This window comes from Victivallis vadensis (assembly GCF_003096415.1).
Classification (GTDB): domain Bacteria; phylum Verrucomicrobiota; class Lentisphaeria; order Victivallales; family Victivallaceae; genus Victivallis; species Victivallis vadensis.
The window spans coordinates 24768-47076 of the sequence record NZ_QEKH01000027.1 but is presented as its reverse complement, the minus strand read 5'-3'; the positions used below and the strand labels follow the sequence as shown (position 1 = coordinate 47076).

General features: G+C 60.7%; 17 protein-coding genes. 10 read left to right on the top strand and 7 right to left on the bottom strand.

The window, feature by feature from the left end:
* The first annotated feature begins 6 nt into the window (after positions 1–6).
* On the top strand, positions 7–1017 hold the full coding sequence (gene pta / locus C8D82_RS15165; protein ID WP_116885132.1) for a phosphate acetyltransferase: 1011 nt from the start codon (positions 7–9) through the stop codon (positions 1015–1017).
* A gap of 328 nt (positions 1018–1345) precedes the next feature.
* Positions 1346–2188, top strand: coding sequence for a GNAT family N-acetyltransferase (locus tag C8D82_RS15160; RefSeq protein ID WP_116885131.1), 843 nt, complete (start codon positions 1346–1348; stop codon positions 2186–2188).
* Here the strand turns inward: C8D82_RS15160 and C8D82_RS15155 are convergent, their stop codons facing one another.
* The 5 genes from C8D82_RS15155 to C8D82_RS15135 form a co-directional block, all read right to left on the bottom strand.
* The gene (locus tag C8D82_RS15155) at positions 2189–2908 is read right to left on the bottom strand and encodes a hypothetical protein (protein WP_116885130.1); all 720 of its coding nucleotides are present in this window, start codon (positions 2906–2908) and stop codon (positions 2189–2191) included.
* Positions 2909–2946: 38 nt separating this feature from the next.
* Positions 2947–3624 carry a tRNA (adenosine(37)-N6)-threonylcarbamoyltransferase complex dimerization subunit type 1 TsaB gene (gene tsaB, locus C8D82_RS15150; RefSeq protein WP_133245230.1) on the bottom strand — a complete coding sequence of 226 codons (678 nt, stop codon included), beginning with the start codon at positions 3622–3624 and terminating at the stop codon, positions 2947–2949.
* The gene (gene lysA, locus C8D82_RS15145) at positions 3621–4841 is read right to left on the bottom strand and encodes a diaminopimelate decarboxylase (RefSeq protein WP_116885128.1); all 1221 of its coding nucleotides are present in this window, start codon (positions 4839–4841) and stop codon (positions 3621–3623) included. The genes tsaB and lysA overlap by 4 nt, the downstream gene beginning before the upstream one ends.
* Positions 4842–4859: 18 nt before the next feature.
* The gene (locus C8D82_RS15140; protein ID WP_116885127.1) at positions 4860–5210 is read right to left on the bottom strand and encodes a cupin domain-containing protein; all 351 of its coding nucleotides are present in this window, start codon (positions 5208–5210) and stop codon (positions 4860–4862) included.
* Between the two features lie 100 nt (positions 5211–5310).
* A complete protein-coding gene (locus tag C8D82_RS15135; protein ID WP_116885126.1) occupies positions 5311–7395 on the bottom strand; it encodes a 2-hydroxyacyl-CoA dehydratase in 2085 nt (694 codons plus the stop codon).
* 203 nt (positions 7396–7598) lie between these two features.
* On the opposite strand from C8D82_RS15135, the gene C8D82_RS15130 reads away from it, so the two are divergent.
* The 4 genes from C8D82_RS15130 (at position 7599) to C8D82_RS15115 (ending at position 14168) form a co-directional block, all read left to right on the top strand.
* On the top strand, positions 7599–10724 hold the full coding sequence (locus C8D82_RS15130) for a DEAD/DEAH box helicase (protein WP_165833110.1): 3126 nt from the start codon (positions 7599–7601) through the stop codon (positions 10722–10724).
* 189 nt (positions 10725–10913) lie between these two features.
* Entirely contained in the window at positions 10914–12299 is a 1386-nt protein-coding gene (locus C8D82_RS15125) for a tetratricopeptide repeat protein (RefSeq protein ID WP_165833109.1), read from the top strand.
* 118 nt (positions 12300–12417) lie between these two features.
* Positions 12418–13506 carry a hypothetical protein gene (locus tag C8D82_RS20800; protein WP_133245229.1) on the top strand — a complete coding sequence of 363 codons (1089 nt, stop codon included), beginning with the start codon at positions 12418–12420 and terminating at the stop codon, positions 13504–13506.
* 74 nt (positions 13507–13580) lie between these two features.
* Complete coding sequence (locus C8D82_RS15115) at positions 13581–14168, top strand: flavodoxin family protein (RefSeq protein WP_116885122.1); 588 nt, start codon at positions 13581–13583, stop codon at positions 14166–14168.
* 130 nt (positions 14169–14298) lie between these two features.
* On the opposite strand, the gene C8D82_RS15110 is transcribed toward C8D82_RS15115, so the two are convergent.
* Both C8D82_RS15110 and C8D82_RS15105 read right to left on the bottom strand, forming a co-directional pair.
* Positions 14299–14796 carry a DUF1559 family PulG-like putative transporter gene (locus C8D82_RS15110; RefSeq protein ID WP_116885121.1) on the bottom strand — a complete coding sequence of 166 codons (498 nt, stop codon included), beginning with the start codon at positions 14794–14796 and terminating at the stop codon, positions 14299–14301.
* Positions 14793–15353, bottom strand: coding sequence for a hypothetical protein (locus C8D82_RS15105; RefSeq protein WP_116885120.1), 561 nt, complete (start codon positions 15351–15353; stop codon positions 14793–14795). The genes C8D82_RS15110 and C8D82_RS15105 overlap by 4 nt, the downstream gene beginning before the upstream one ends.
* Positions 15354–15550: 197 nt before the next feature.
* Here C8D82_RS15105 and C8D82_RS15100 point away from each other — a divergent pair, with 197 nt between their 5' ends.
* The 4 genes from C8D82_RS15100 (at position 15551) to C8D82_RS15085 (ending at position 22294) form a co-directional block, all read left to right on the top strand.
* Positions 15551–17374, top strand: a complete 1824-nt coding sequence (locus C8D82_RS15100) for a 30S ribosomal protein S1 (protein WP_116885119.1) — start codon at positions 15551–15553, stop codon at positions 17372–17374.
* A 202-nt stretch (positions 17375–17576) separates the two neighbouring features.
* A complete protein-coding gene (locus tag C8D82_RS15095; protein ID WP_116885118.1) occupies positions 17577–19649 on the top strand; it encodes a DUF2339 domain-containing protein in 2073 nt (690 codons plus the stop codon).
* Positions 19646–20968: a DUF3999 family protein gene (locus C8D82_RS15090; RefSeq protein WP_116885117.1), complete on the top strand. Its 1323-nt coding sequence runs from the start codon at positions 19646–19648 to the stop codon at positions 20966–20968. The genes C8D82_RS15095 and C8D82_RS15090 overlap by 4 nt, the downstream gene beginning before the upstream one ends.
* 51 nt (positions 20969–21019) lie before the next feature.
* A complete protein-coding gene (locus C8D82_RS15085; RefSeq protein ID WP_116885116.1) occupies positions 21020–22294 on the top strand; it encodes an acetylxylan esterase in 1275 nt (424 codons plus the stop codon).
* Positions 22295–22309 lie beyond the last annotated feature (15 nt).

Below are 22309 nucleotides of genomic sequence, written 5' to 3'. Positions count from 1 at the left end.
GAAGAAATGTCCATCCTGAATACGCTCGTCGAACGCGCCCGCAAAGGCGCCAAGGTCATCGTCCTGCCGGAAGGCCAGGACGCCCGCGTGGTCGCCGCCGCCAACAAGGCGGTCGACGAGAAGGTCGTCACCAAGGCGATCGTGCTCGGCAGCGAAGCCGAAATCGCCGAAGCCTGCGCCAAGGCCGGCGTCACCGAACGCAAGTTCGAATGCGTCGACTACCTGAACAGCCCGCTCTACAACGATTTCGTCGCGGAGTTCACCGAAATGCGCAAGGCCAAGGGCATGACCCCGGAAAAGGCCGCCAAGACCATGCAGAGCCGGATCTATTTCGGCGCGATGATGTGCCGCCGCGGCCTCGCGGACGGCCTGGTGGCGGGCAGCATCGCCTCCACCGCGGACATGCTCCGCGCCGCGTTCCACTGCATCGGCACCGCGCCGGGCATGAAGATCGCCAGCAGCACTTTCGTGATGGACCTGAAGACCCCGGCCCCGGCCGGAGACGATGTGCTGCTTTTCGCCGACTGTGGCGTGAATCCGAATCCGGATGCGAACCAGCTGGTCGACATCGCGCTCGCGACCTCCAATACCTATCGCGCATTGCTCGGCAAGACTCCGAAAGTCGCGTTCCTGTCCTTCTCGACCAAGGGCAGCGCCGACCATGAAATCCTGAACAAGGTCAAGGAAGCGGCCGCGATGATGCAGCAGAAGATCGCCGACGAAAAGCTCGACATCCTCTGCGACGGCGAACTGCAGGCCGACGCGGCGCTGGTTCCCTCCGTCGCCGCCGCCAAAGCGCCGGGCAGCCCGGTCGCGGGCGCGGCCAACGTGCTGATCTTCCCGGACCTCAACGCGGGCAACATCGGTTATAAGCTCGTGCAGCGCCTCGCGCACGCCGACGCCTACGGCCCGGTGCTGCAGGGACTCGCGAAGCCGCTGAACGACCTGTCGCGCGGCTGCAACAGCGACGACATTTTCGGCCAGATCGTGATCACGGTCTGCCAGACGATGAAGTAACTTTCCCGCCGGGACTTTGCCTCCGGCGGCCGGGGGCGCTTCGCCCCCCGGTACTCGGCACCGGCACCTTGCCGGTCGGGGTCAAGGGGCGAAGCGCCCTTGTCGTCGAAGACACCTGTGCGCTATGCGCCCAGCTACCGGTGCCTGATTGAAAATCAGGCCGCGTAGCGCACAAGGTCTGCAAACCGCAGGGGTGCAGACCCGCCTGCCTTCAAAACGGCAGGCTTCCCCCTCGACCTGCCTCCGGAGGCCGAGGGGCGAAACGCCCTGCCCGGCAGCATAGCTTCTCTCACGGCCTTTAAAAAAACTTTTTCAAGGAGGCAGGACAATGCGATTGGAATATTACTCCGGCACTGAAGCATTCGGCAACGATGTCCTTGACCCGCTGCTCCGGCACGAGGAACAGAATAACCTGCTGATCAGTTTCGCCCGCAATGACCGCAAGGCGGAAACCTCCGGCTGGCTGCTCGCAACCGTCAAAGACAATGCCGGAAGCGTCCTGCTGACCGCCGCCTGCACTCCGCCTTTCAATCTTGTGCTCGCGGAAACGGACAACCGCCCCTGCCCCGCCGCAGTAAAGCTGCTGGCCTCGGAGCTTAAAACGATGCGGCGGATGTTTCCCGGCGTGCTGGCCGAACAGACACTGGCCCGGCGCTTTGCGGAGGAATTCGCCGGAACCGGGCGCTACCGCATCAACCACTCCATGACCGTGATGCGGCTGGACCATGTCGCCAACCACACTCCAAGCCCCGGGGCAGCCCGGCCGCTGCGGGAGGAGGACCTGTTCTTCGTCCCCTACTGGTGCCGGGCATTCGCCGAGGAAGCACATGTCGGGCAGCCCGGCCTCGACGCCAGCATTGAACAGACGCGGAAACGAATCGGAGCCGATACGTTCTATTTGTGGGAGGACCGCATTCCGGTGTCGCAGGCCTGCCATGCCCGCTCCACGATGCACGGCGCCGCGATCAGCGCGGTCTACACGCCGCCTCCCTACCGGGGGCGCGGCTATGCGTCATCGCTGGTTGCCGAACTCTCCCGAGTCCTGCTGGAGCGGGGCAACCGCTTCTGCTGCCTTTTCGCCGATACGGCCAACCCGGTCTCCTGCGGCATCTACCGCAGGATCGGCTACGTCGACCGGTGCATCGTCGAAGAACTGCAGTGGCTCCCCTGATCAGAAGCCGAGGAACACCGTGCGCAGTTCGCCGGGACGGTAAACGATGTGCAGATTGCCGTCGTCGTCGCAGAACAGCGACTTCACCGAACGGTTGAAACGCAGAAAATTACGATCCTGCCGGCGTTTTCCCAGCTCCTTCAACGCGATGTCGCGGACCAGCCAGGTCGGCAGCGGAATGCGCCCGGCCCGGAACTTCGAAAAGTTGAAGTCGATTTCGTCCCCCTCCTTCTCGATCTCCACTTCCATCGACAGCCGGATCACACCGCCGAACAGAATCCTCCAGCCGGTATCCACCGGCACCACGAAATCGAACCGCCGGTTCGCGAATTTCACCTCATAGTAGCGCGGCGGCAGCGCGGTGCTGGCCGTAAAGCCGCTGGTCAGCACGAAGCCGTTGTCGCTCAACCGGATCAGCGACGCAACATCGGCAGGCGTCAGGATCAGTTCGGACTCCTTCGGCTTGCCCTTGATCACCTCCCCGGAAATCCGGGCCAGCAGGCGGCTCTGCAGCGCCGCATCCTCCACGGCCGGCGGCGTCGGCGGAATGTCGCGCATCGGACTGAAAATCAACGCCGCCAGAATCAGCAGCAGACCGATCAACGCCGCAAACGCAATCAGCAGCCAGCCTTTCCAGCCGATTCCGGCCTTCCTTTTCACGCTTTTCTTTTTCACCGGAGCCGCTTTGCGGGCGGTTCCGGCCGTTTTTCTTACCGCCATATCATTCCCTCATTGCCCCCGGCCGCCGGAGGCATCCCCTATTGCACCGGGGCAGTGAACACCGCCGGGCGAATGTAGACCAGGTCGGTCAGGCCGTTGTCGAATTTCCGGTAGCCGCAGGCGGCCAGCGCGGCGATGTCCAGTTCTTCGACCGGTTTGACTTTCGCGGCGGTTCCATCGTCCAGCAGCAGTTGGATCGCCGGAAGCTCCACGGAGAGCGCCACCAGATGCCGGTCCGGGCAGGTGCGGAAAAACTCCGCCGCCTGCTCTTTGTTCAACACCCGCGATTCGCCGGTCGGCACCAGCTCGCCGCCGAAGTTCTCGACCTCAAAATAGATCAGCTCACGGTTACGGCCGTCAAAAAGGCAGCCGATCCGGGCGCCATGGGCAGTTTCGAGCCGGGCGGCCAGCGCCACAGCGGTCGGCACGCAGCGGGTGCGCACCCCCTCTTTGCCGAAGGTCCAGCCCGCCGCCAGCGCGGCGGCAAGGCGCAACCCGGTGAAGCTGCCGGGACCGGAGCCGACCGTCCAATCCGAAACCTCCGCCAGCTCCACACCATTGGCGGCGAGCTGCTGCGCGACGAAGTCGGCCAGCTCCGCCGAATCGCGGCCCCGCATCGGGCGCGACGCGGCGCAAAGGAGTTCCTGATCCTTCATCAGGGCGAATCCGGCGCTGCGGCCGGAGAGATCGATTGCCGCGGCATAACGGGCATTCATTTTGCACTGCACTCCCCGAGGATCTGAACGGCCAGCTCCTCCGTTGTAAGTTTACGGCGTTCGGAAACCACTTTCCCGCCCGACACGACGATTTCGCCCGGCATCGGACGAAGGTTGTAGACGCCGCCCATCGAGTAGCAGTAAGCCCCGGCATTGCCGACCGCCAGAATATCGTATTCCCGGATTTCCGGGAGTTCGCGCTGTTCGGCGAAACGGTCGCCGGTTTCACAGATATTGCCGCACACGTCGTACACAACCGGCTTGCCGGCGGGATTGCTGAGGTTCCGGATCTGGTGATATGCGCCGTACAATACCGGACGGATCAGCTGCGGAAAGCCGGAATCACAACCAGCGATCACCCGGGTGCGGTTGCACTTGATCGTATTCACCTCGGTCAGCAGATGTCCCGCTTCGGCGACCATGTACTTGCCCGGTTCGAACAGCATATCGAGTCTGCGCCCGTAACGTTCGGTGAACGCGGTGAAACGGCGGGCGATTTCGGCCCCCATCGCGACGTAGTCCACCCGGCGCTCCTCCGGCTTGTACGGCACCTTGAAGCCGCCGCCGAAGTCGAGAAATTCAAGGTTGGGGAAGTTCTCCGGCGTCGCAATCGCCATTAAGTTGTCCATGCTCTGATACACCGATTCCGCGTGCTGCAGGCCGCTGCCGGTGTGCTCGTGCAGGCCGATCACCCTGAGATTGCCCTCTTTGACCAGCGCCTTGACCTCTTCGACCGATTCGAGCAGGATGCCGAACTTGGTCAGGTCGCCGCCGGTCATGGTCTTTTCATTGTCGCCGTCGCAGACGTCCGGATTGAAGCGCAGACAGAGCTTCATGCCGGGATGCTGCTTGGCGATCTTGCGCAGGCGGGAGAGCGAACCGATGTTCATCACCACGTCCATCGCCAGCACCTGTTCAAATTCGGCATCGGTCATATTGTTGGCGGTATAGATGATCCGCTCGCGCGGGAAACCGAGTTTCAGCGCGTAGACCACCTCGCCGGGGCTGACGGTGTCGAGTCCGGCCCCGGCGTCGCGCAGCAGCGTCAGCAATCCGGGATTGTAGTTGGCTTTCAGCGCGTAATGGATCTTCAGCCGGTCATACGGGATGAATTTGAACAGATCCCGGTAGCGCTCCACCACCAGGTCGCCGTCGTACACATACAGCGGCGTGCCGTATTCCTTCGCAAATTCCAGCAGGGATTCGTCGCTTATCATACGCAATAACTCCTTCGCTCAATAGGTTGCAATCACAGCGAGCAGTTCCAGCGGCTCCTCGCTGGTGCAGCGGATCGCATGGCCGTCGCCGTTGCCGGTCAGCAGCGTGTCGCCGACGCCGAGCTGCACCACCTCGCCGTTGTCGTCGGCTTCGGCCGTGCCGCGGATCACCACGAAAATCTCCTCCTCGGCGTCGTGCGGATGAAAGCCGATCGAACCGCCCGGCGGAATGGTCAGCTTGGCGCACATCCGCGTATGGGAGCGCATTTCGGTTTTGGGTTCCCAGAAATGTTCGATTGTAACGGTGCCTTTGCCGCCGCGCATCTCTTCGCGCTGTTCGGTACGGTATTCTCCACTGCGTCTGATCATGATTGCTTCTTCCTCTCCGTTTCACGCGGAAAGGCCCAGCTTCGGACCAATTTCCCGAACGCTGCGCCTTTCCCCCTTGTATGACTGTTTCAACCGGGCGTTACGCTTTGAGCCGCCCGAAAATGTTGCCGTATTTCTGTTCGTTCAGCGCCTCGACATAGGCGCTGATCTTGGTTTCCGTGCTGCACGGGTCGATCGTGGTGTCCACGCAGTCGCCGTCGAGCACCAGCAGCGGAACCGCCGCCTTGTTCAGCTCCTCGCGCAGATGCTTGATGAAGGAGCTGTCCGCCATCGAGCAGCGGCCGAAGCCGTGGTTGTACAGGATGCAGCCGTTGTAGTGAACCTTCGGCGCATTCTCCACAATCGTTTCGACCCGCAGCGCGGGATCCATGAAGCCGACGGTCAGGATCTTGCGCGCCAGCGACCGGTACGGGTCCTTCGGGTCAAGCGGCTCCCAGCCGACGAAGTTGACCTCCTCGAACACGATCGGCGCCTTGCACTTGACTTCGATGTAATCCAGCAGCGAACTGTCGTAGAACGGCGGCAGATGCAGCCACAGCAGCCGGTGGGTGTCCTCAAGCTTCACCGAGTCGCCGATCTCGTCGCGGATCGCCCGCAACTCCTCGAACAGCGTTTTCTGGATCGCGGTCAGTTCGGGCCTTCCCCAGAGCTGGCTGAAAATCGTCGCGAAATAGATCGCCTGCCCGCCCCGGATCAGCGGCGGGCTGCTGTGGCGCAACTCATTGCAGAGCAGAGAGTAGTGCCGCGCCTCGTTGGAGTGCTCGCACGCTTCGGCCAGCTTCGCCGGATCCATCTTAAGGCCCAGGGATTTCTCCATCAGCCGCACCGAACGCTCCAGCTCCTCGGCGAGATGTTCAAGGGTAATATCCCCTTCGGCCTCGCCGACCGCCGGAGTCTGCAGCGAAAAGAACTTGTCGCTCGCGCCGTAGGTGCGCGCCAGGTCGCGGAAAATCCGCTCCCCCTGCTGGCACGGCTGCGAAGTCGAAACGCCGAACGCCGGAGCCGGAAGCTGCACTCCTTCGAGCACCCGCAAAAAGGAGCAGGTTTCGCCGGAGAAGCCCTTGCAGGCCGCCTTGTCGAACGCCTTTTTGACCTTGTGCTGGCTGCGGGCGAAGAGCGCCGCATAGGTTTCAAGCGTCAGGGAACGCACCCCGAGCGCATTCAGCACTTCGGTCGGGAAGAACAGATTCCGCCAGACCAGCGGCTCCTTGCCGTGGCCGAGGAAATCACGGCGGGTCGCCTTGGCGCGCAGGTCCACCGAAGCGAGGTGCCGGGTCGCGGGCGGCAGGCCGGCTTCGGGATCGAGCTTGCCTTTGAGTTCCGAGAACTGCAGCGCGAGACAGGCGGCGCCGAGCGCCCCCATCACTCCGTGAAACTCCGGGATGATGATGTTGTTGCCGGTGATTTCCTTAAGGTAGTAGGCGACCGCGCGGTTGTACGCGACGCCGCCCTGGAATACGATATCCCCTTTGTAGCCGAGGAAAAGTTCGCCGACGCCGGACATGATCGTGCGCGCCTGCGCCCGGCAGGCCCCGCCGATGATGTCCCCCATCGGGAACCGGTTTTTGAATTTGTTGATGCTGGTCGCCGAAAGCACCGCACAGACCGAGGAAAACTCAAGATTGCTGTCGTAGTTGGCGCGGTCGGCCATCTCTTCGACCGGCACATTCAGCTTCACCGCGACGCTGTCCAGAAAAGCGCCGGTGCCGGCGGCGCAGATGCCGCTCATCTTGTAGTTCCACATTTTCATGCGGTCGTTGAAGACCATCGCCTTGCTGTCCTGCCCGCCCACGTCGAGGATCGCCTTGCAGTCGGGATAATAGTGGCGGGCGCCCGCCACATGCGCGGTTACTTCGCTAACCCGGAAATCATAAGGGACGAAATCCGCGGTATCCTCGACGATCTGGCTGCCGGTCACCACCGTGCAGTCAATCTGCTCCATCCCGGTCAATCCCGCGTCGAGCAGGAACCTGTCGACCGTCTGACGCAACTGGCCGAAGTTGCACGCACCGCATTTGGCGCAGACCCCGGCGCAGCGCACCCGGCCGGTATCAACCGGCTTCGTCCGCTGGTACAACGTCTGGCGGACCTTGCCGCGCTCGTTCATCAACACGGCTTTGAATGTGGTGGAGCCGATATCGATACCCAGATACAATTTTTCCATAAACAGAAAACCAGTTCGGTAATGAACCGCCTCCCTGCTGCCTGCCGGGAAAAGACGGTTCCTGTTGTTGAATTATTCATTTTTCGTAATGATTACTATACACCCGCTTCGGACTTTTTTCCAATATCGGCCGCTAAAAACTGGAAAATACCGGGAAACGGGAGTATCTTAATAAGTTTTATTGTAGTAAAATGAGGATTTTCATGAAGAAGAGCTTTGAAGACAGACTGATAGAACTCTCCGGCCCCGCAGAACTGAAAGCGGCCAAACAGCTGCTGAAGCAGGACCGCCTGGCCGGAGCATGGCATGACCGGGAGCAGTGGCTGTGCGGCCGGTTCCGCCTTCCGGGCGTCACCGTCGACACCCGGCTCCGGACCGGCGAAAATTCCGCCTGCGAATGCACCTGCCGTTCAAAGAAGCTCAAAGACGGCAAACTCTGCGAGCATGCGGTGGCGCTGACCATGTACGCCGGCCGGTTCCACACCCCGCAGCCGGATACGCTCCGCAACGAAGCCGCCACCTATTACGGCGGCCTCAAGCAGGAGAGCCTGCCGAACCTGATCGAACGCGCCCGGATTCCGGTGGCGCGGCTGAACATCGAAGCGGTTTCCGCGTTTCCGCACGTGCCGAGCAAATGGGAGAATGCGACGCTCGCGGTCAAGCTGCGCACCGCCGACCGCGAATACCTCGGCAACCTGAACAACCTGCGTCAGCTCTATTTCGACAAATCATTGACCGTCACGCTGAAGCTGGAACACTTCTCGCTGCACGAGCAGCAGATCATCCGTTTCCTGGCAATCAACGGCGAAGCGGAAAATTCGCAGATTCTGCTGAATGCGGAGCTGACCGCCGAATTTTTCCACTGCCTCGTGAACTTCCCGCGCTTCACCCGGGACGGCAGGCGACTGCTCGTGCGCGGCGAATTTGCCGAAGCGGTGCTGCTGTGCAAACAATCCGGGCGGGGCAAACCGGTGCTGTCGCCCGGCATCCGGGTCAACGGCGCGGGGCTGCCGACCGCCGGAGCCAAGGTGATCACCGGCAAGGCAGGGTGCTGGATCGGTCGCGAGGGGGAGTATTTCTTTATTCCGGCGACCTGCGAAATCAGCTGGCTGCGCAACTTCTTCCGTTCCGGCGCCCAGAATCCGCCGGAGGGGACCAGCGTCGAGGAATTCCTGAAAAACTTCCCGCTGCCGGTGGTGCCGGTGGACACGCTCGAACTCGCGACCCGCGACGCCGGCATCCTGCTTGACGGGAAGCTCTCCGGCGCCAACGAGTTCACGCTGGAGGTGAACTACCTCTATGAAACCGATTACGGCCACGCGCTGCAGAAACCCGGCTCCGGCTACCTGGTCCGCGAAGGCAAGAATTTCTGGAAACGCGACGAAAACGCCGAACGCCGCTTCGACACCGAGCTTGCACTGTTCGGCTTCGACTTCGACGGCGACACGCCCGCATTGCACGGCGCGGAGCGCATCGGCACCTTCCTCGACCGCGCCCTGCCCGAAATCATGGTCGCGCACCCCCGCCTGGCGCTCGGCGGCAGGCTCGCGGCAATGATCCGCGGCTCCTCCGGCCTGCCGGAGCTGGAGTTCCAGTGCCGCCTCTCTCTGACCAAACCGGACGCCTATGTGGTCAGCTACACGCTGACCGGCGCCGGAGTTCCGGCCGATTGGAAGCTGTGTGCCGAAACCGTGAAGCAGGGCGGCGACTTCGTGGTGCTGCCGCGCGCCGGCATGATCAAGATACCGCGGCCGCTGGCGGCTTTCTTCCCGGCGGCGGCCAACGTGATCCGCAGCCTCGATCCCGAGGGGCGCACCTTTGAGGTGCCGTTCTACGCGGCGAACTATTTCACGCATCTGGTCCGCGAGATTCCGGGCGCGCTGGTGCCGGAAATCGCGGCAGGGCCGGAGGCGGCCGCCCGCAGCTTCGACGCGGCTCCCGACTACAGATTCGAAGGCGAACTGCGCGGCTACCAGTCCGAAGGCGTCAAGTACATGCAGTGGATGACCGACCGGAATTTCAACGTGATCCTCGCCGACGAAATGGGGCTGGGCAAAACCGTGCAGCTGCTCGCGCTGCTCGCGTCGCGCAAGCTCAGAAGTTCACCGCCCGCCCTGATCGTCTGTCCGGCGTCGCTGGTTGCGAACTGGGAGCGCGAGGCGCATAAATTCGTGCCTGGCTTCCGGGTGGCGGCTCCGGCCGGACACGACCGTGCCGATATGTTCAAGGAGGTCAACGAGTATGATCTGGTGATCCTCTCCTATGCTGCGGCACGGCTCAGCGCCGACAAACTCAAGCACTGCAATTTCAGCTTTCTGGTGCTGGACGAAGCGCAGCATATCAAAAATCCCGGCTCCTCCAACGCGAAAAACTGCAAAAGCATCGCGGCCGCCCACCGGATCGTGCTTTCCGGCACGCCGCTGGAAAACTCACCCGAGGACCTGTGGAGCATCATGGATTTCCTGCAGCCGGGGATGCTCGGCACGCTGCCCGCTTTCCGGCGCGCCTATTCGAACCTGCGCGAAGACCCCGCCCTGCAGCAGGACCTCGCCGCCCGGATCGGCCCCTTCATCAAACGCCGCACCAAGGCGCAGGTGGCGACCGATCTGCCGCCGAAATCCGAACTTGCGCTCTACTGCGAAATGGAACCCGCCCAGCGCGACCTCTACGAAAAGGTCCGCAAGGAGGGGCTTGCCCAGCTTGCGAAATACAAAGAGGGCGACGCCCGCGGCAACGCGACCGTATTCACCACGCTGCTGCGGCTGCGGCAGATCTGCTGCCATCCGGCGCTGCTGCCGGACGGCAAGGGGGACGGGATTCCGTCGGCCAAAACCGACCTGCTCTTCGAGCTGCTGCACGAAAACATCGACAGCAATCACAAGATGCTGCTGTTCAGCCAGTTCACCAGCCTGCTCGCGTTGACGGTAAAAGAGCTGAACGCCGAAGGCATTCCCTTCGAATACCTCGACGGCTCCACCCGGAACCGGCAGGAGCGGGTCGATCACTTCAACAATTCACCGGAGATTCCTCTTTTTCTGCTCAGCCTGAAAGCGGGCGGCACCGGTCTCAACCTGACCAGCGCCGACACGGTGATCATCTACGATCCGTGGTGGAATCCGGCGGTCGAGCTTCAGGCCGCCGACCGGACCCACCGGATCGGCCAGACCCGCGCGGTCAGTTCGGTCAAGCTGGTGGTCAAGGACTCGATCGAGGAAAAGATTCTCGAACTGCAGGAACGCAAGCGTGAAATCTTCGACTCCGTGATCGACAATCCGGATGCGATGGGAGTCAATCTCTCCATTGACGAGCTGAAATATCTGCTTGACTGACCCGGAAACGACTGTTTTCCGGCCGGATTCATGAAAAACTTGCCTGCGGAACTTGAAAAACTCCGCAGTAAAGTGTATATAGTAGGGTTACGGAAAATTCGGCCCTTTTCAAGACCGGGCCGGACCCTTTCACTTTTCAACCAGGAACCGGCCGGAGCCGGGAGATTTTTCGATAAGGAAGCTGATGTTATGAAACGCAAGCCGTTGAGCAAGGTGCCGATCTACGCCCGGGAAGCCTACAACAAAGCCCTGAGCAGTGCCGTCGCAGACCCCGGATACGCGATGGAAACCCTGCGGGACCTGGTCAAATCGATTCCCGACTTCGGCGTCGCGCGCGACAAGCTGCGCGAGCTCGAATGCAACAAGGCGATGCGGCAGAATCCGCTGGCCAAGGCGTTCTGGGTTTTCCTGTCGGTCTTCACTTTTCCATTCATCAAGCTCAAGGCGGTCAAAGACCCCTTCGCAGCGATGGCGATGTGCGAAGGGCCGCTTGCCAAATGTGTCGACAATCCGCTGATCCTGACCGCGTTGGCCGATGCTGCGGAAGATGCCGACGCCGCTTTCGCTTCGGCGGAAGCGCTGTCGATCATCCACCGTTTCCACCCGAACAACGACGGCAACAACCGCCGCCTCGTCGAAGCGCTGCAGCGCAACGGCCAGGCCCGCGAAGCGTTGAAAATCTTTCAGGACCTCGCCAAAAAGAATCCGAAGGACCTCGGCATGCAGGGTGAATTGCGCAGCGCGCTCGCGCTGGCCAGCATCGAACGCGGCAACTGGGAGGAGGAAGGCACCACCCAGAGCAAATCCGCCGACAGTCAGGCCGCCGTCACCCAGCAGTTGATCGACGGCACCATTCACGACGCCGACCAGGCGAAAGTGCTGATCGAAAAATTCACCAAAGACCTCGAAGAAAACGATTCGATGGACATCCGGCGCAAGCTGGCCGACGCTTATATGGTTGCCGAAAACTATGAAGCCGCGATCAATGAGATGAAAATCGTCGCCAAAAAGCTCGGCGCCCTCGACCCCGCGCTGGACAAGCAGATCGAGAAAGCCTATATGATGCAGCTCGACCAGGCGATTGCGACCCTCAAGGCCGATCCCGACTCCTATGAAAATGCGGAAGCTCAGATTGAGGACCTCGAAAAAGAGAAGCTTTCCTACCGGCTCCGCAAATCCGAAGCCCGCTCCAAGGCCTATCCGAATGATCCCAACCTCCATTTCGACCTCGGCGTCTGTTATTTTGAAAACGGCGATTACGAACCCTCCCTGACGGAATTTGAACACGCGATGCGCACCCACCAGAAGCGGGTGATCGGAGCGACCTATTCCGCCAAAGCGCTGATTCGACTGAACCGCGCCGAAGAAGCGATTGCAATGCTTGAAAAAGAGTTTGAAACCATGAGCCGCCTCGACCGCTTCCGGAACGACGCGCTCTATGCGCTCGGCCTCGCCTACGAAGCGGTCGGGCGCGGCGGAGACGCGCTGGCCAAATACCGGGAAATCGCCCAGAAAAAACCGAAATTTGAAGATATCGCCGCGAGAATCGAGAGGCTGGAAGCCGAAACCAAGTGAAAACGCGTTTTTTGCTGATAATATTTGAATCGCACTATTGATTTTCCGGAATGATGGATTAAATTTTTTTGTGACAAGTTGCATATTCAGCTGAAATAAGGTGAAGAAAGGGTTTACGATGGCCGAGGATGATATCAAAATAAACGCGGGTATGGACGACGGTGACGATACCAAAACCCGGAAAACCGTACGGCTGAAGCCTTCCGCAACGACTCCGGCCTCGATCAAGCTGCCGACTCCGGGAGCGCCGATCGCCGACCCGCTGACCGGCCGCGATACCGATACCGGTAATCTGGAAATCCTGGAAGACACCCAGACGCGCCGTACCGTCAAACTCAAACCGATTGCGCCGCAGCGGGTTGTCAATCAACCGATCAAACTTCAGGGCTCCGAGGTTCCTCCCGCCGCATCGGCTGCACCTGCCGCCGGTGCAGCAGTCGATGGAGAAAATACCCAGACCCGGAAAACGGTGGTGCTTCGCCCTTCCGCCGTAACTCCCGCCAGTGTGAAATTACCCGGCGCCGATCCCAATTCCGGCACCAATACCCAGACCCGGAAAACCCTGGTGCTGCGTCCTTCCGCCGTGCCCCCCTCCAGCGTCAAGGTAGGCGGCCAACCAGCCGCCCCCGCGGCGCCGGCGGCCCCCGCACCGAAAACTTTCGCCGCTCCCAAGACTTCCGAGGAAGCCGCAGAGAACGACGAAACCATCCGGATCAGTCGTCCGGTCAAGGCCAAAGCGCCGGTCGATCCGAGTAAAAAGACCGTAATGCTGCCGAACCAGCCGGGTGCCGTCCCGGTCGACAACAGCACCAACAAAACGGTGGTGATGCCGACCGACCTTTCCCCGGCTGTCGAAGAAGACGACAAGTCGACCGTAAAGCTGCCGCAGCCGAAGAAACCGGCCGCCCCCCCGGCTCCGCCTTCCGGGCTGAACCTGAAGCGCGATCCGGAGCCGCCCAAAGCTCCGGAACCGGCCAAGGAGCTGAACGTGAAGGACGAAAAAGCTCCGGAACCGGCTCCGGCGCCCGCCGCCAAACCGGCCGCGATGATCTACGAAGACGCGCCGCGTCCCTCGATGGCTTATCTGATTCTGGCCGCGCTCTCTTTCGTGCTGCTGATCGGCACCACCGCCATCACCACGGTCGAATATCTGAATCTCTGCCAGAATCAGAATATTGAGCTGCCGGGATTGCCGCAGGTGAAGTAGCAGCGAACTGTTCTTTCCGGCGCGTCCGTTCCCACGGTCGCGCCTTTTTTTATCCACTGGGAAGGAGTACAACCATGAGCAAAAAAATTCTATTCGTAATCGCAGGTCCCCGCCTGAAAGGCGCCAGCGCCTTTGCCGCACGAACCGCCGCCGAAGGAGCCGGCCAGGCCGGAGCCGATGTGGAAATCGTGGAACTGCCCAAACTGACCCACATTCAATCCATGGGGTGCATCAGCTGCATGCGCTGTCAGATTTCCCGGGAATACCGGTGCGCCCTCAATGACGACCTCGCCCGCCTCGTGGCGCGCTTTCCCGAATTCGACGTAATCGTATTCTCCACCCCGGTCTTCTTCTTTTCAATGCCCGCCCAAATCAAGGGGCTCATCGACCGCACCTTCTCACTCGTCAAAAATGTCGGCGGTCAAGTTGCGACTCCGCTGGCAAACGTCCAGCTCGCGTTGATCGTCACCTCCGGCGGCGGCCGGGAAGACAGCGGCGTTCAGACCATCTACGACGCTTTCCGCTACTATCAGGAATACGCAAACCTCAAGCCGCTCAAATATCTCTACTTCGGCAACACCCCCGACGATCCCGCCAGATTCGCCGCCGATTCCCAGGCAAAAGCCCAGGCACACAGCTTTGGACTTACCCTCGCCCGTTAGCCGGAATTTCGCCCTTGCCCGCCGAAGGCGAAATTCCGGCTCAAGAAACTTGCACACGGCGTAAATTAAACTCCTCGTTTATCCACGACAGACTGTTTTGCGCCATGGCGCGAATTGGGGGGGAAGAACACTATTTCTTCAGGGTCTTTTTGATTTCGGCAGGCAGATAGAGCCAGTTTTTGGCATCGGTTTTACCGGCGGAGCCGTGAAAGTTGTCATAATCGGCCATCACAGGCATGGAAAAATCGAGGATTTTCAGGGTTTTCTCATCCATTCTCTGTCCATTGGCCAGAGTGTTCCAGTCATAACTGCCGTTGGAACGCGACGCGGCATCGGCGTCGGAGGGACAGCGGAAGATGCCTTCGCTGTCCGACAGATAGGGGAGCAATACCTCACGGATTGCGGGACCGGCATTCGGCTCCTGCGAGCCGGCGCAGGTCGGCAGGCAGAAGCGGTTGGCGGGACCGTACATCTCCAGGCCGGTCCCGATCTGCTTGAGGTTGCTCTGGCAGGCGGAACGCCGCGCCGCCTCGCGTACCAGATTGGTTGCGGGGAAAAGCAGTCCGGCCAGAATGGCGACAATGCCGACTGTGATCAGGAGCTCAAGCAGCGTAAACGGATGTTTCATCGTGGTTTCTCCAGCATCTTTTTCCAAGTTTTGAATGTCGGCCCGAGCAGTTCCCGATCCTGCGGGGAGAGCACGTTGGTCGCAGTGTTTACGGCGTTGTCAAACGCGGCACGGCCGCCCTCGTCGCTCATCAGGAGCGCGAGGGCTTTTTCCTGCTTTTCGCGCGGCATCCGGCGGAAGTAGGCGAGAGTTTTTTCCGCATCCTCCCGCAGCAGGCGGGCGCGTTCCTGTTTCTGCTCCGGAGGGAGTGCTGCGAATTCCTGCAAAGTCCGGTTCACCGCGCCCGCCATCGCGTCCACCATCGCCGCATGGCGTTTGTCCGCGGGGATCTGCTGTGCGCTGCTGAAGCTTCGCCGCAGGTTGTCGAGCCGCGCCAGCATCGACTGGTCCGGATCGAACGCCTTGTCGAAATTCCGCTTGATCCGCTGCTCCGGCGGCAATGCCGCCTCCTCGGCGGCTTCCGCCGCAAAATACCGGATTGTCGCGCCCGCGATCAATAAAAGAAGCAGAGCGGCGGAACCGGCGGCGATCCAGATTTTCTTCTTCCCGGATTTCACTTTGTAATACCTTACGCGTACCGACGATGAATTGATCATAACAATATATTATATTCTGAAAACGCGGCAATTCAAGAGGGTAATTATTATTTTCCGAAAAGAAAAAACGGGGTTTCCGCCGAAAATCGGTAAAAAATCGAAAAAAATATCCGTAACTGCTTGCAATTTATTGGAGATAGGACTAAATTAAAGAATTTATGGAAGCCGGACGCATCGAATCCGCGATCGTTCCGGGGGTAACGGACAATCAACAATCAACCAAAACAAGAACACAAAACAACATGGCAGAAGAAACCAAATTCGAGGAAAGTTTCCTGGACTTTTCCAACATCCCGAGCTCGATGGATGAGCTGCTGCAGTCCAGCGAAAGCACCAACGCTTTCACCAAGGGCAAGATCGTCGAAGGCAAGATCGTCGCAAAACGCCCCGACGGTGCGTTGGTAGACATCGGCTACAAGGCCGAGGGATTCGTGCCCGCCTCCGAGTTTCTGAAGTTCGACGAAGCGAATATCGGCGACAAGATCGATGTTTACCTCGAAGAGATCGAAAACCGCAACAATATGCCGGAGATCAGCCTTGAAAAGGCTTATTCGATCAAGGCCTGGAACCGCATCACCACCGAATACGGCGAAGGTCATGTTGTCAAGGGGTTCATGCGTCACCGCGTCAAGGGCGGCATCATGGTCGATGTCGAAGGCTTCCCGGCCTTCCTGCCCGGCTCGCAGCTCGATGTGGGCCCGGTGCACAATATGGATGACTACATCGGCAAGGAATTCGATGTCAAGATCATCAAGATCAATCTCGACCGCCGCAATATCGTGGTTTCCCGCCGCGAACTGCTTGAGGAGACCCTCAAGGATCAGCGCAGCAAGCTGCTCGGAGAAATGAAGGTCGACGAACTCCGCAAGGGCGTGGTCAAGAACATCACCGATTTCGGCGCGTTCATCGACCTCGGCGGCGTGGACGGTCTGCTGCATATCACCGACATCAGCTGGGGCCGGATTTCGCATCCGTCCGAAGTGCTCAAGGTCGGCGAAGAGATCGAAGTGGTCATCATCGGCATCGACAAGGAAAAAGAGCGCGTCTCCCTCGGCCTCAAGCAGAAGACCCGCAATCCGTGGGACGATGTCGTCTCCAAGTATCCGAAAGGCAGCAAGATCAACGGCAAGGTGGTCAATATCATGCCGTACGGCGCTTTCGTGGAAATCGAAACCGGCGTCGAGGGCCTGATCCACGTCTCCGAAATGAGCTGGACCAAGCGTGTCAGCAAGGCGAGCGACGTTCTCAGCATCGGTGAGGAAGTCGAAGCCGTCGTGCTCGATATCGACCGCGACAGCCGCAAGATTTCTCTCGGCCTGCGCCAGAAAGAGCGCAATCCGTGGGAAGTGCTGGCCGAGAAGTATCCGGTTGGCCGCCGCATCACCGGCAAAGTTCGCAATATGACCAGCTACGGTGCGTTCGTCGAAATCGAAAACGACATCGACGGCATGATCCACGTCTCCGATATGAGCTGGACCCGCAAGATCAACAATCCGAACGAGGTCCTGAAACCGGGACAGGAAGTCGAAGCGATCATTCTGGACATCAATCCGGAACAGCAGCGCATCTCCCTCGGCCTCAAGCAGGCCGAAACCGATCCCTGGGCGAACATCAACGATCTCTATAAGGTCGGCGATGTCGTGAAGGGCAAGGTCACCAAGATCGCGGCGTTCGGCGCTTTCGTCGAACTGACCAACAAGATCGACGGCCTGATCCACATCTCCCAGTTGAGCCGTGATCGCGTCGAAAAGGTCAAGGACGTGCTGAACGTCGGCGACGAAGTCGAGGCGCGCGTGATCAAGGTCGATACCGACGAGCGTCGTATCGGTCTCTCCATCAAGGCTGTCGGCGAAAACTTCTCGCCGGAAGACCTGAAGGCGGCGGAAGAAGAGTACACCGCCGCGCTGAAGCCGGGCGAAGCCATGGTCGACATGGGCGAAGTCTTCAGCAGCGAAGCGATGGCCGGCCTGAAGCTGGACTAATCGATTCCAATTCCAAACGCCGGCGGATTCTGCATCCGCCGGCGTTTTTTTGCTTCCGGGCAAATAAGAATTGAAGAATGGTTTCGTCTTATCCGGTTGAAGTTGTGCCGGACTTTTCCGGGGCGGTGCTTGAAAATCAGGTTTGCGACTGGTATTGTAAAACAACCGATGCCGGAGTTTTTTCCGGTGAGGAAGGGGGAGTATGGAAGAAATCGTGATACTTGCCGGCGTTGCCGTGCTGATCGTGCTGGTTGCCGCAATATGCGCATTTTTCCGGATGCTTTATGTGCAGGAACGGAACCACCGGATACTTCAGGAGGTGCTGATGCACCTCCGGGAACTCCGGGCGGCGGGAAAAGCTGCGGCAGCCCCTCCCATGCCCCGATCGCATGAAGATGAAAAGGTGCGTAAACCGCAGGATGATACTTCCGGGGCCGACGCCGTTTCGATGTCGACTCCGGTGCCGCCGGAGGAGAAGCCGGTGCAGCTTGAGCCGGAGAAAGAAGCGGTTGCCTTTGCGGCGGAAGCAGCCGGAGAGGAACCGGTGATACCGCTGAGAGTTGAACCGGAGAAAAAGACGGTTCCCGTTTCGGAACGCTCCGCATTTACGCCGCTCCCTCCTGCAGAACCGGGCTTTGAGACCCGGGCGGAAGAGGCGATTGCGCGCATCTGGAACTGGATCACGGTCGGAGAGGAGTTCCGCCCGAAGAACGTCGCGGCCGAATATGCGGTGGCGACCACCTGGCTGGTTCGCGGCGGGATTCTGGCGCTGCTGGCCGGAATCGCGCTCTTTCTGCGATATGCCTATGCCCGGAACCTGGTTCCGCCGGAGGCCCGGGTTTTTATTGTGGTGCTGGCCGGATCGGGCATGGTCGCGGCGGGCATCCGGCTCGCCCGCCGGAAATACCACCTGATCGGCATGGGGCTGCTGGGAGGCGGCTTCGGCACGCTTTATTTCGCGGTCTATGCATTGATGACGCTGTATAAGCTGTGCGGCGCCGGAACCGCGTTCGGGCTTTCGATTCTGGTCACGGCGGCGGCGATGGTGCTGGCGGTGCGGATGAATGTGCTGCTGGTGGCGCTGGTCGGCGTGCTCGGCGGCTATGCCGCGCCGGTGCTGTTTTCGACCGGGGAGAAAAATCTCGCCGGGCTTTTCCTCTATCTGCTGCTGCTCGGGGCGGGGGTGCTGTTCACCGCCCGGAAGCGCAACTGGAAACTGCTGAACTCGGTCAGCTTCTGGTTTACCGTGCTGCTGTTCGGCGGAGCGCTGGCGCGCTTTTACCGGGAGCAGGAGGATTATCCGGTCGTAATGCTCTTTCTGGCGCTGTTTTATTTGCTCTTTTCGATGCTGCCGGTGGTCTACAATCTGCTCAACCGGGTCAGGATTTCCGTTTTCGAGCTGCTGCAGGTCTCCGCGAACGGGCTGCTGTTCCTGATTGCCGGGGTGTTGCTGACCCGCGGCCGGTATGACTCGGCGACGGCGGCGCTGGTGCCGCTCGGCATGGCGGCGTTCTACACGTTGCTGCTGTGGGCCGGATTGTTCCGCCGTCTGAACGACCGGCCGCTGCTCTACACGTGGCTGACGCTGGGAGCGGCTTCACTGGCGACGGCTTTCCCGCTGGCGCTGGGCCGGAATTTCCTGGTGGCGGCGTGGGCGGCGCAGGGCGTGGCGATGATCTGGATTGCGGTCCGGGTGAAGTCGCTGTTCCTGCGGTTCCTGGGGGACGTGTTCTTTCTCCTGGCGGCTTTGCGCTGGATGCTTTTCGAGCTGAAACCGGATTTCCTGCATCCATCTGCATATGATTTCGACACCTTTTCCGGGCGGCTGCTGACGCTCGGCGCGCTGACCGCCGCCGCATTCTTCGCAGGGCGGCTGCTGCATTCCGGCGGAGAGGACGAACAAAGGAGCGGAAACTGCTTCCTCTCTTTCGGCGTGGCGGGGCTTTTTCTCTATCTGACCGCCGAAACGTGGTGGCTGCTCCGCTTTGAACTGCCGTCGGCGGAGGCGGGCGGCGTTTCGGTGCTGTGGGGGCTGTTCGCGCTGGCGGCGGTGGCGGTCGGCGTGGTGCGGCGGCTCCGTCCGCTGCGGCGGCTGGGACTGATCCTGTTTCTGGTCACGGTGATCAAGATTTTCTTCTACGATCTGGCGCGGGTGGATTCCTTCTACCGGATCATCGCATTCATCCTGCTCGGCGTCGCGCTGCTGGCAGGAGCATTCATCTACATCAAATTCCGAGACCGCTTCGAAGCGGCGGCCGGGGAGAATCCGAAATGAGCAAGCTGAAGCTATGGCTGTTTACGGCGCTGGCGGGGATCGGCCTGATCCTCTCCGCCGCGGAGCAAGATCGATATGAACTGCGGTTTCAAAAGAGCGTCGCTCCCGCCGGAGGGGCGGGGGAGGTCGGCCGGCTGCGGTTCGACTCCGAGCTGTACGACGCGGTCGGCGACCTCAAGGCGGAGCTGCGCTTTTACGATGGTCAAGGGAGGGAAGTGCCGTTCCGGGTGCGCAAGGCAGTCACGGAGCCGGAACGCCGGAACACGTTCGATGAGGTCCCGTCGCGGATCATCGCGCTGGACCAGCAGGGCAATACCGGCATCTTCACGGTGGAAAATCCGTCCGGGGCCGCGATCGGCATGCTCCGGGTCGACACCGCCGACCGGGATTTCGACAAGACCCTGACCGTCGAGGCCGGAGATGACGGAAAGAACTGGCGCAGGGTAGCCGGGCCGCAGCCGTTTTACGACTATTCCAGCCGGGGACCGCTGCGGAATGTCCGGATCGGGTTCCCGGCGGTGAAGGCGCGGTATTTCCGGGTGCTGATCGGTTCCTATGTCGAAAATGAACCGTTGCCGAGTTCACGCGTGATCACCGGCAGCGGCGAACCGCGCACGGAACGGATCTGGATGGAGCGTCGGCTCAAGGTCGATGCGGTCGCGCTGCTGAAACCGGTCGAGGGGACCGTCCGTGCCGGCAGAGAGAAGCTGTTCGCCTATGCGCTTGAGCCGCAGGGGAAACGCCGGGAGGAAAACGGCTGGACCGTACTGACTTTCCGCAGTTCGCGCGAACCGCTGGCCGAGCTGGAAATCCGTTCGTCCACTCCCGATTACGTGCGCGAAGCGGTGGTGTTCGGCAGCACCGACGGGCGGAAATTCGTGCGGCTCGCGGCCGCGCCGCTTTTCCGGCTGCGGTTCGACCCGGCGCAGCCAGATTCCGCGCCGGTGAAGCTGGCTGAAACCCGCTACCCGTTCTACCGGGTCGAAATCCGCAACGACGACAACCGCCCGCTTGAAGATATCACGGTGCAGGCGCGCGGCCCCGGCTATTTCGCGGAGTTCCTGACCCGGGACAGGCCTGCCGAGCTTCGTTACGGCGGCGACGTGCCGGTTCCGAAGTACGACCTCCCGGCAGTGCTGGATCGGATGCAGAACCCGGCTGTGCAGGAGTGGAAAGCCGGGCCGGGGAAGGCCAATCCGGAGTTCCGCGCCGGCCGGATCAACCTGTACCGCTGGCTGCCCGGCGCGGCGCTGGTGATTCTGGGCACCGTACTCTGCTGGGCGCTGTGGCGCGGCATCAAAACCATCGAGCAACCCTGATCGGAGATTGCCTCCGTTTCGACCAGATAACAGAAATAAGGAAAGAAAGACATGTTCCGCAACTCTCTCTTCGCCGCGGCGCTGGCCGCAGGTTCCCTGCTGTGGGCGGGAACCTACCGTTTCGACGTGAAAACTGACCGTCCCGCCGTGGATTACAAAACCGGCGAGCCGATGGTCTTTACCGTGCAGCTGCTGGAAGACGGCAAGCCGGTGGAAGGCAAGAAGATCGAATGGGTCCGGGCGGGCGACGACCGCAAGGTGGAAAAAGGCGAAGCCGTTTCCGGCGCTCCGGTGACCGTCACCACCAAAAGTGAAAAGCCCGGCTTCGTGCGGCTGTCGCTTTCTGCGAAGGACGCCGACGGCAGGCCGCTGCGCAACGGCACGCGCAGCGTCGGCTATACCGCCGGAGCCGCCGCCGACACCGATCAATTTGAAGTCGCGCAGGAACCGGCCGACTTCGACGCGTTCTGGGCGAAGCAGAAAGCCCGCGTCGCGGCGGTTCCGATGAAGGAGCTGGAACGGGTTCCGGTCGAGCTTGCCAACAAGCAGACCAAAGACAAGGTCGTCTGCTATGATGTCAAGGTTTCGTGTCCCGGCGGCAAGCCGATGTCCGGTTACCTCTGCATGCCGAAGGATGCCAAGCCGAAATCGCTGCCGGCCAAAGTTGTTTATTTCGGCTACGGAGTTTATCCGATCAGCAAAAACGACGGCGCGGCCCGCAATCAGATCGTGTTGAGTGTGAACGCCCACGGCTTCCTGAACGGCCAGCCTAGAGAGTATTATGAGAACCTGAAAAACGGCGAACTGAAGGGATACGCCTTCAACGAAAAAGAAAACCAGGACCCGGAAACCACCTACTTCAACGGCATGATGCTCCGTTTGATCCGTTCGCTGGAATACGTGAAGAGCCTGCCGGAATGGAACGGCAAAGACCTCACCGTCGAAGGCCACAGCCAGGGCGGTATGCAGGCCGCAATCGCGGCGGGACTGGACAAAGACGTGACCATGGCAATTCCGAACCAGCCGTGGATGTGCGACATGGGCGGCGCCGCGCTGGGGCACCTGCGCGGCAACTGGCACATCAAGCCGACCGCGGCGCTCTTCTACTACGATCCGGTATTCCACATCCGGCGGTATGACGGCCGGCTCAAGGTTCTGGCCGGACTCGGAGATTATGTCTGCCCGCCTTCCGGCATGGCGGCGCTCTACAACAACGCCAAAGGCCCGAAAGAGATCGTCTATACGCAGGGCGCGGGCCATACCGGCAACGCGAAGGGTGAAAAGTTCATCCATAAATCCCCATCCGTTCAAAACAACGGCAGATAAACCTTTCCGATACCG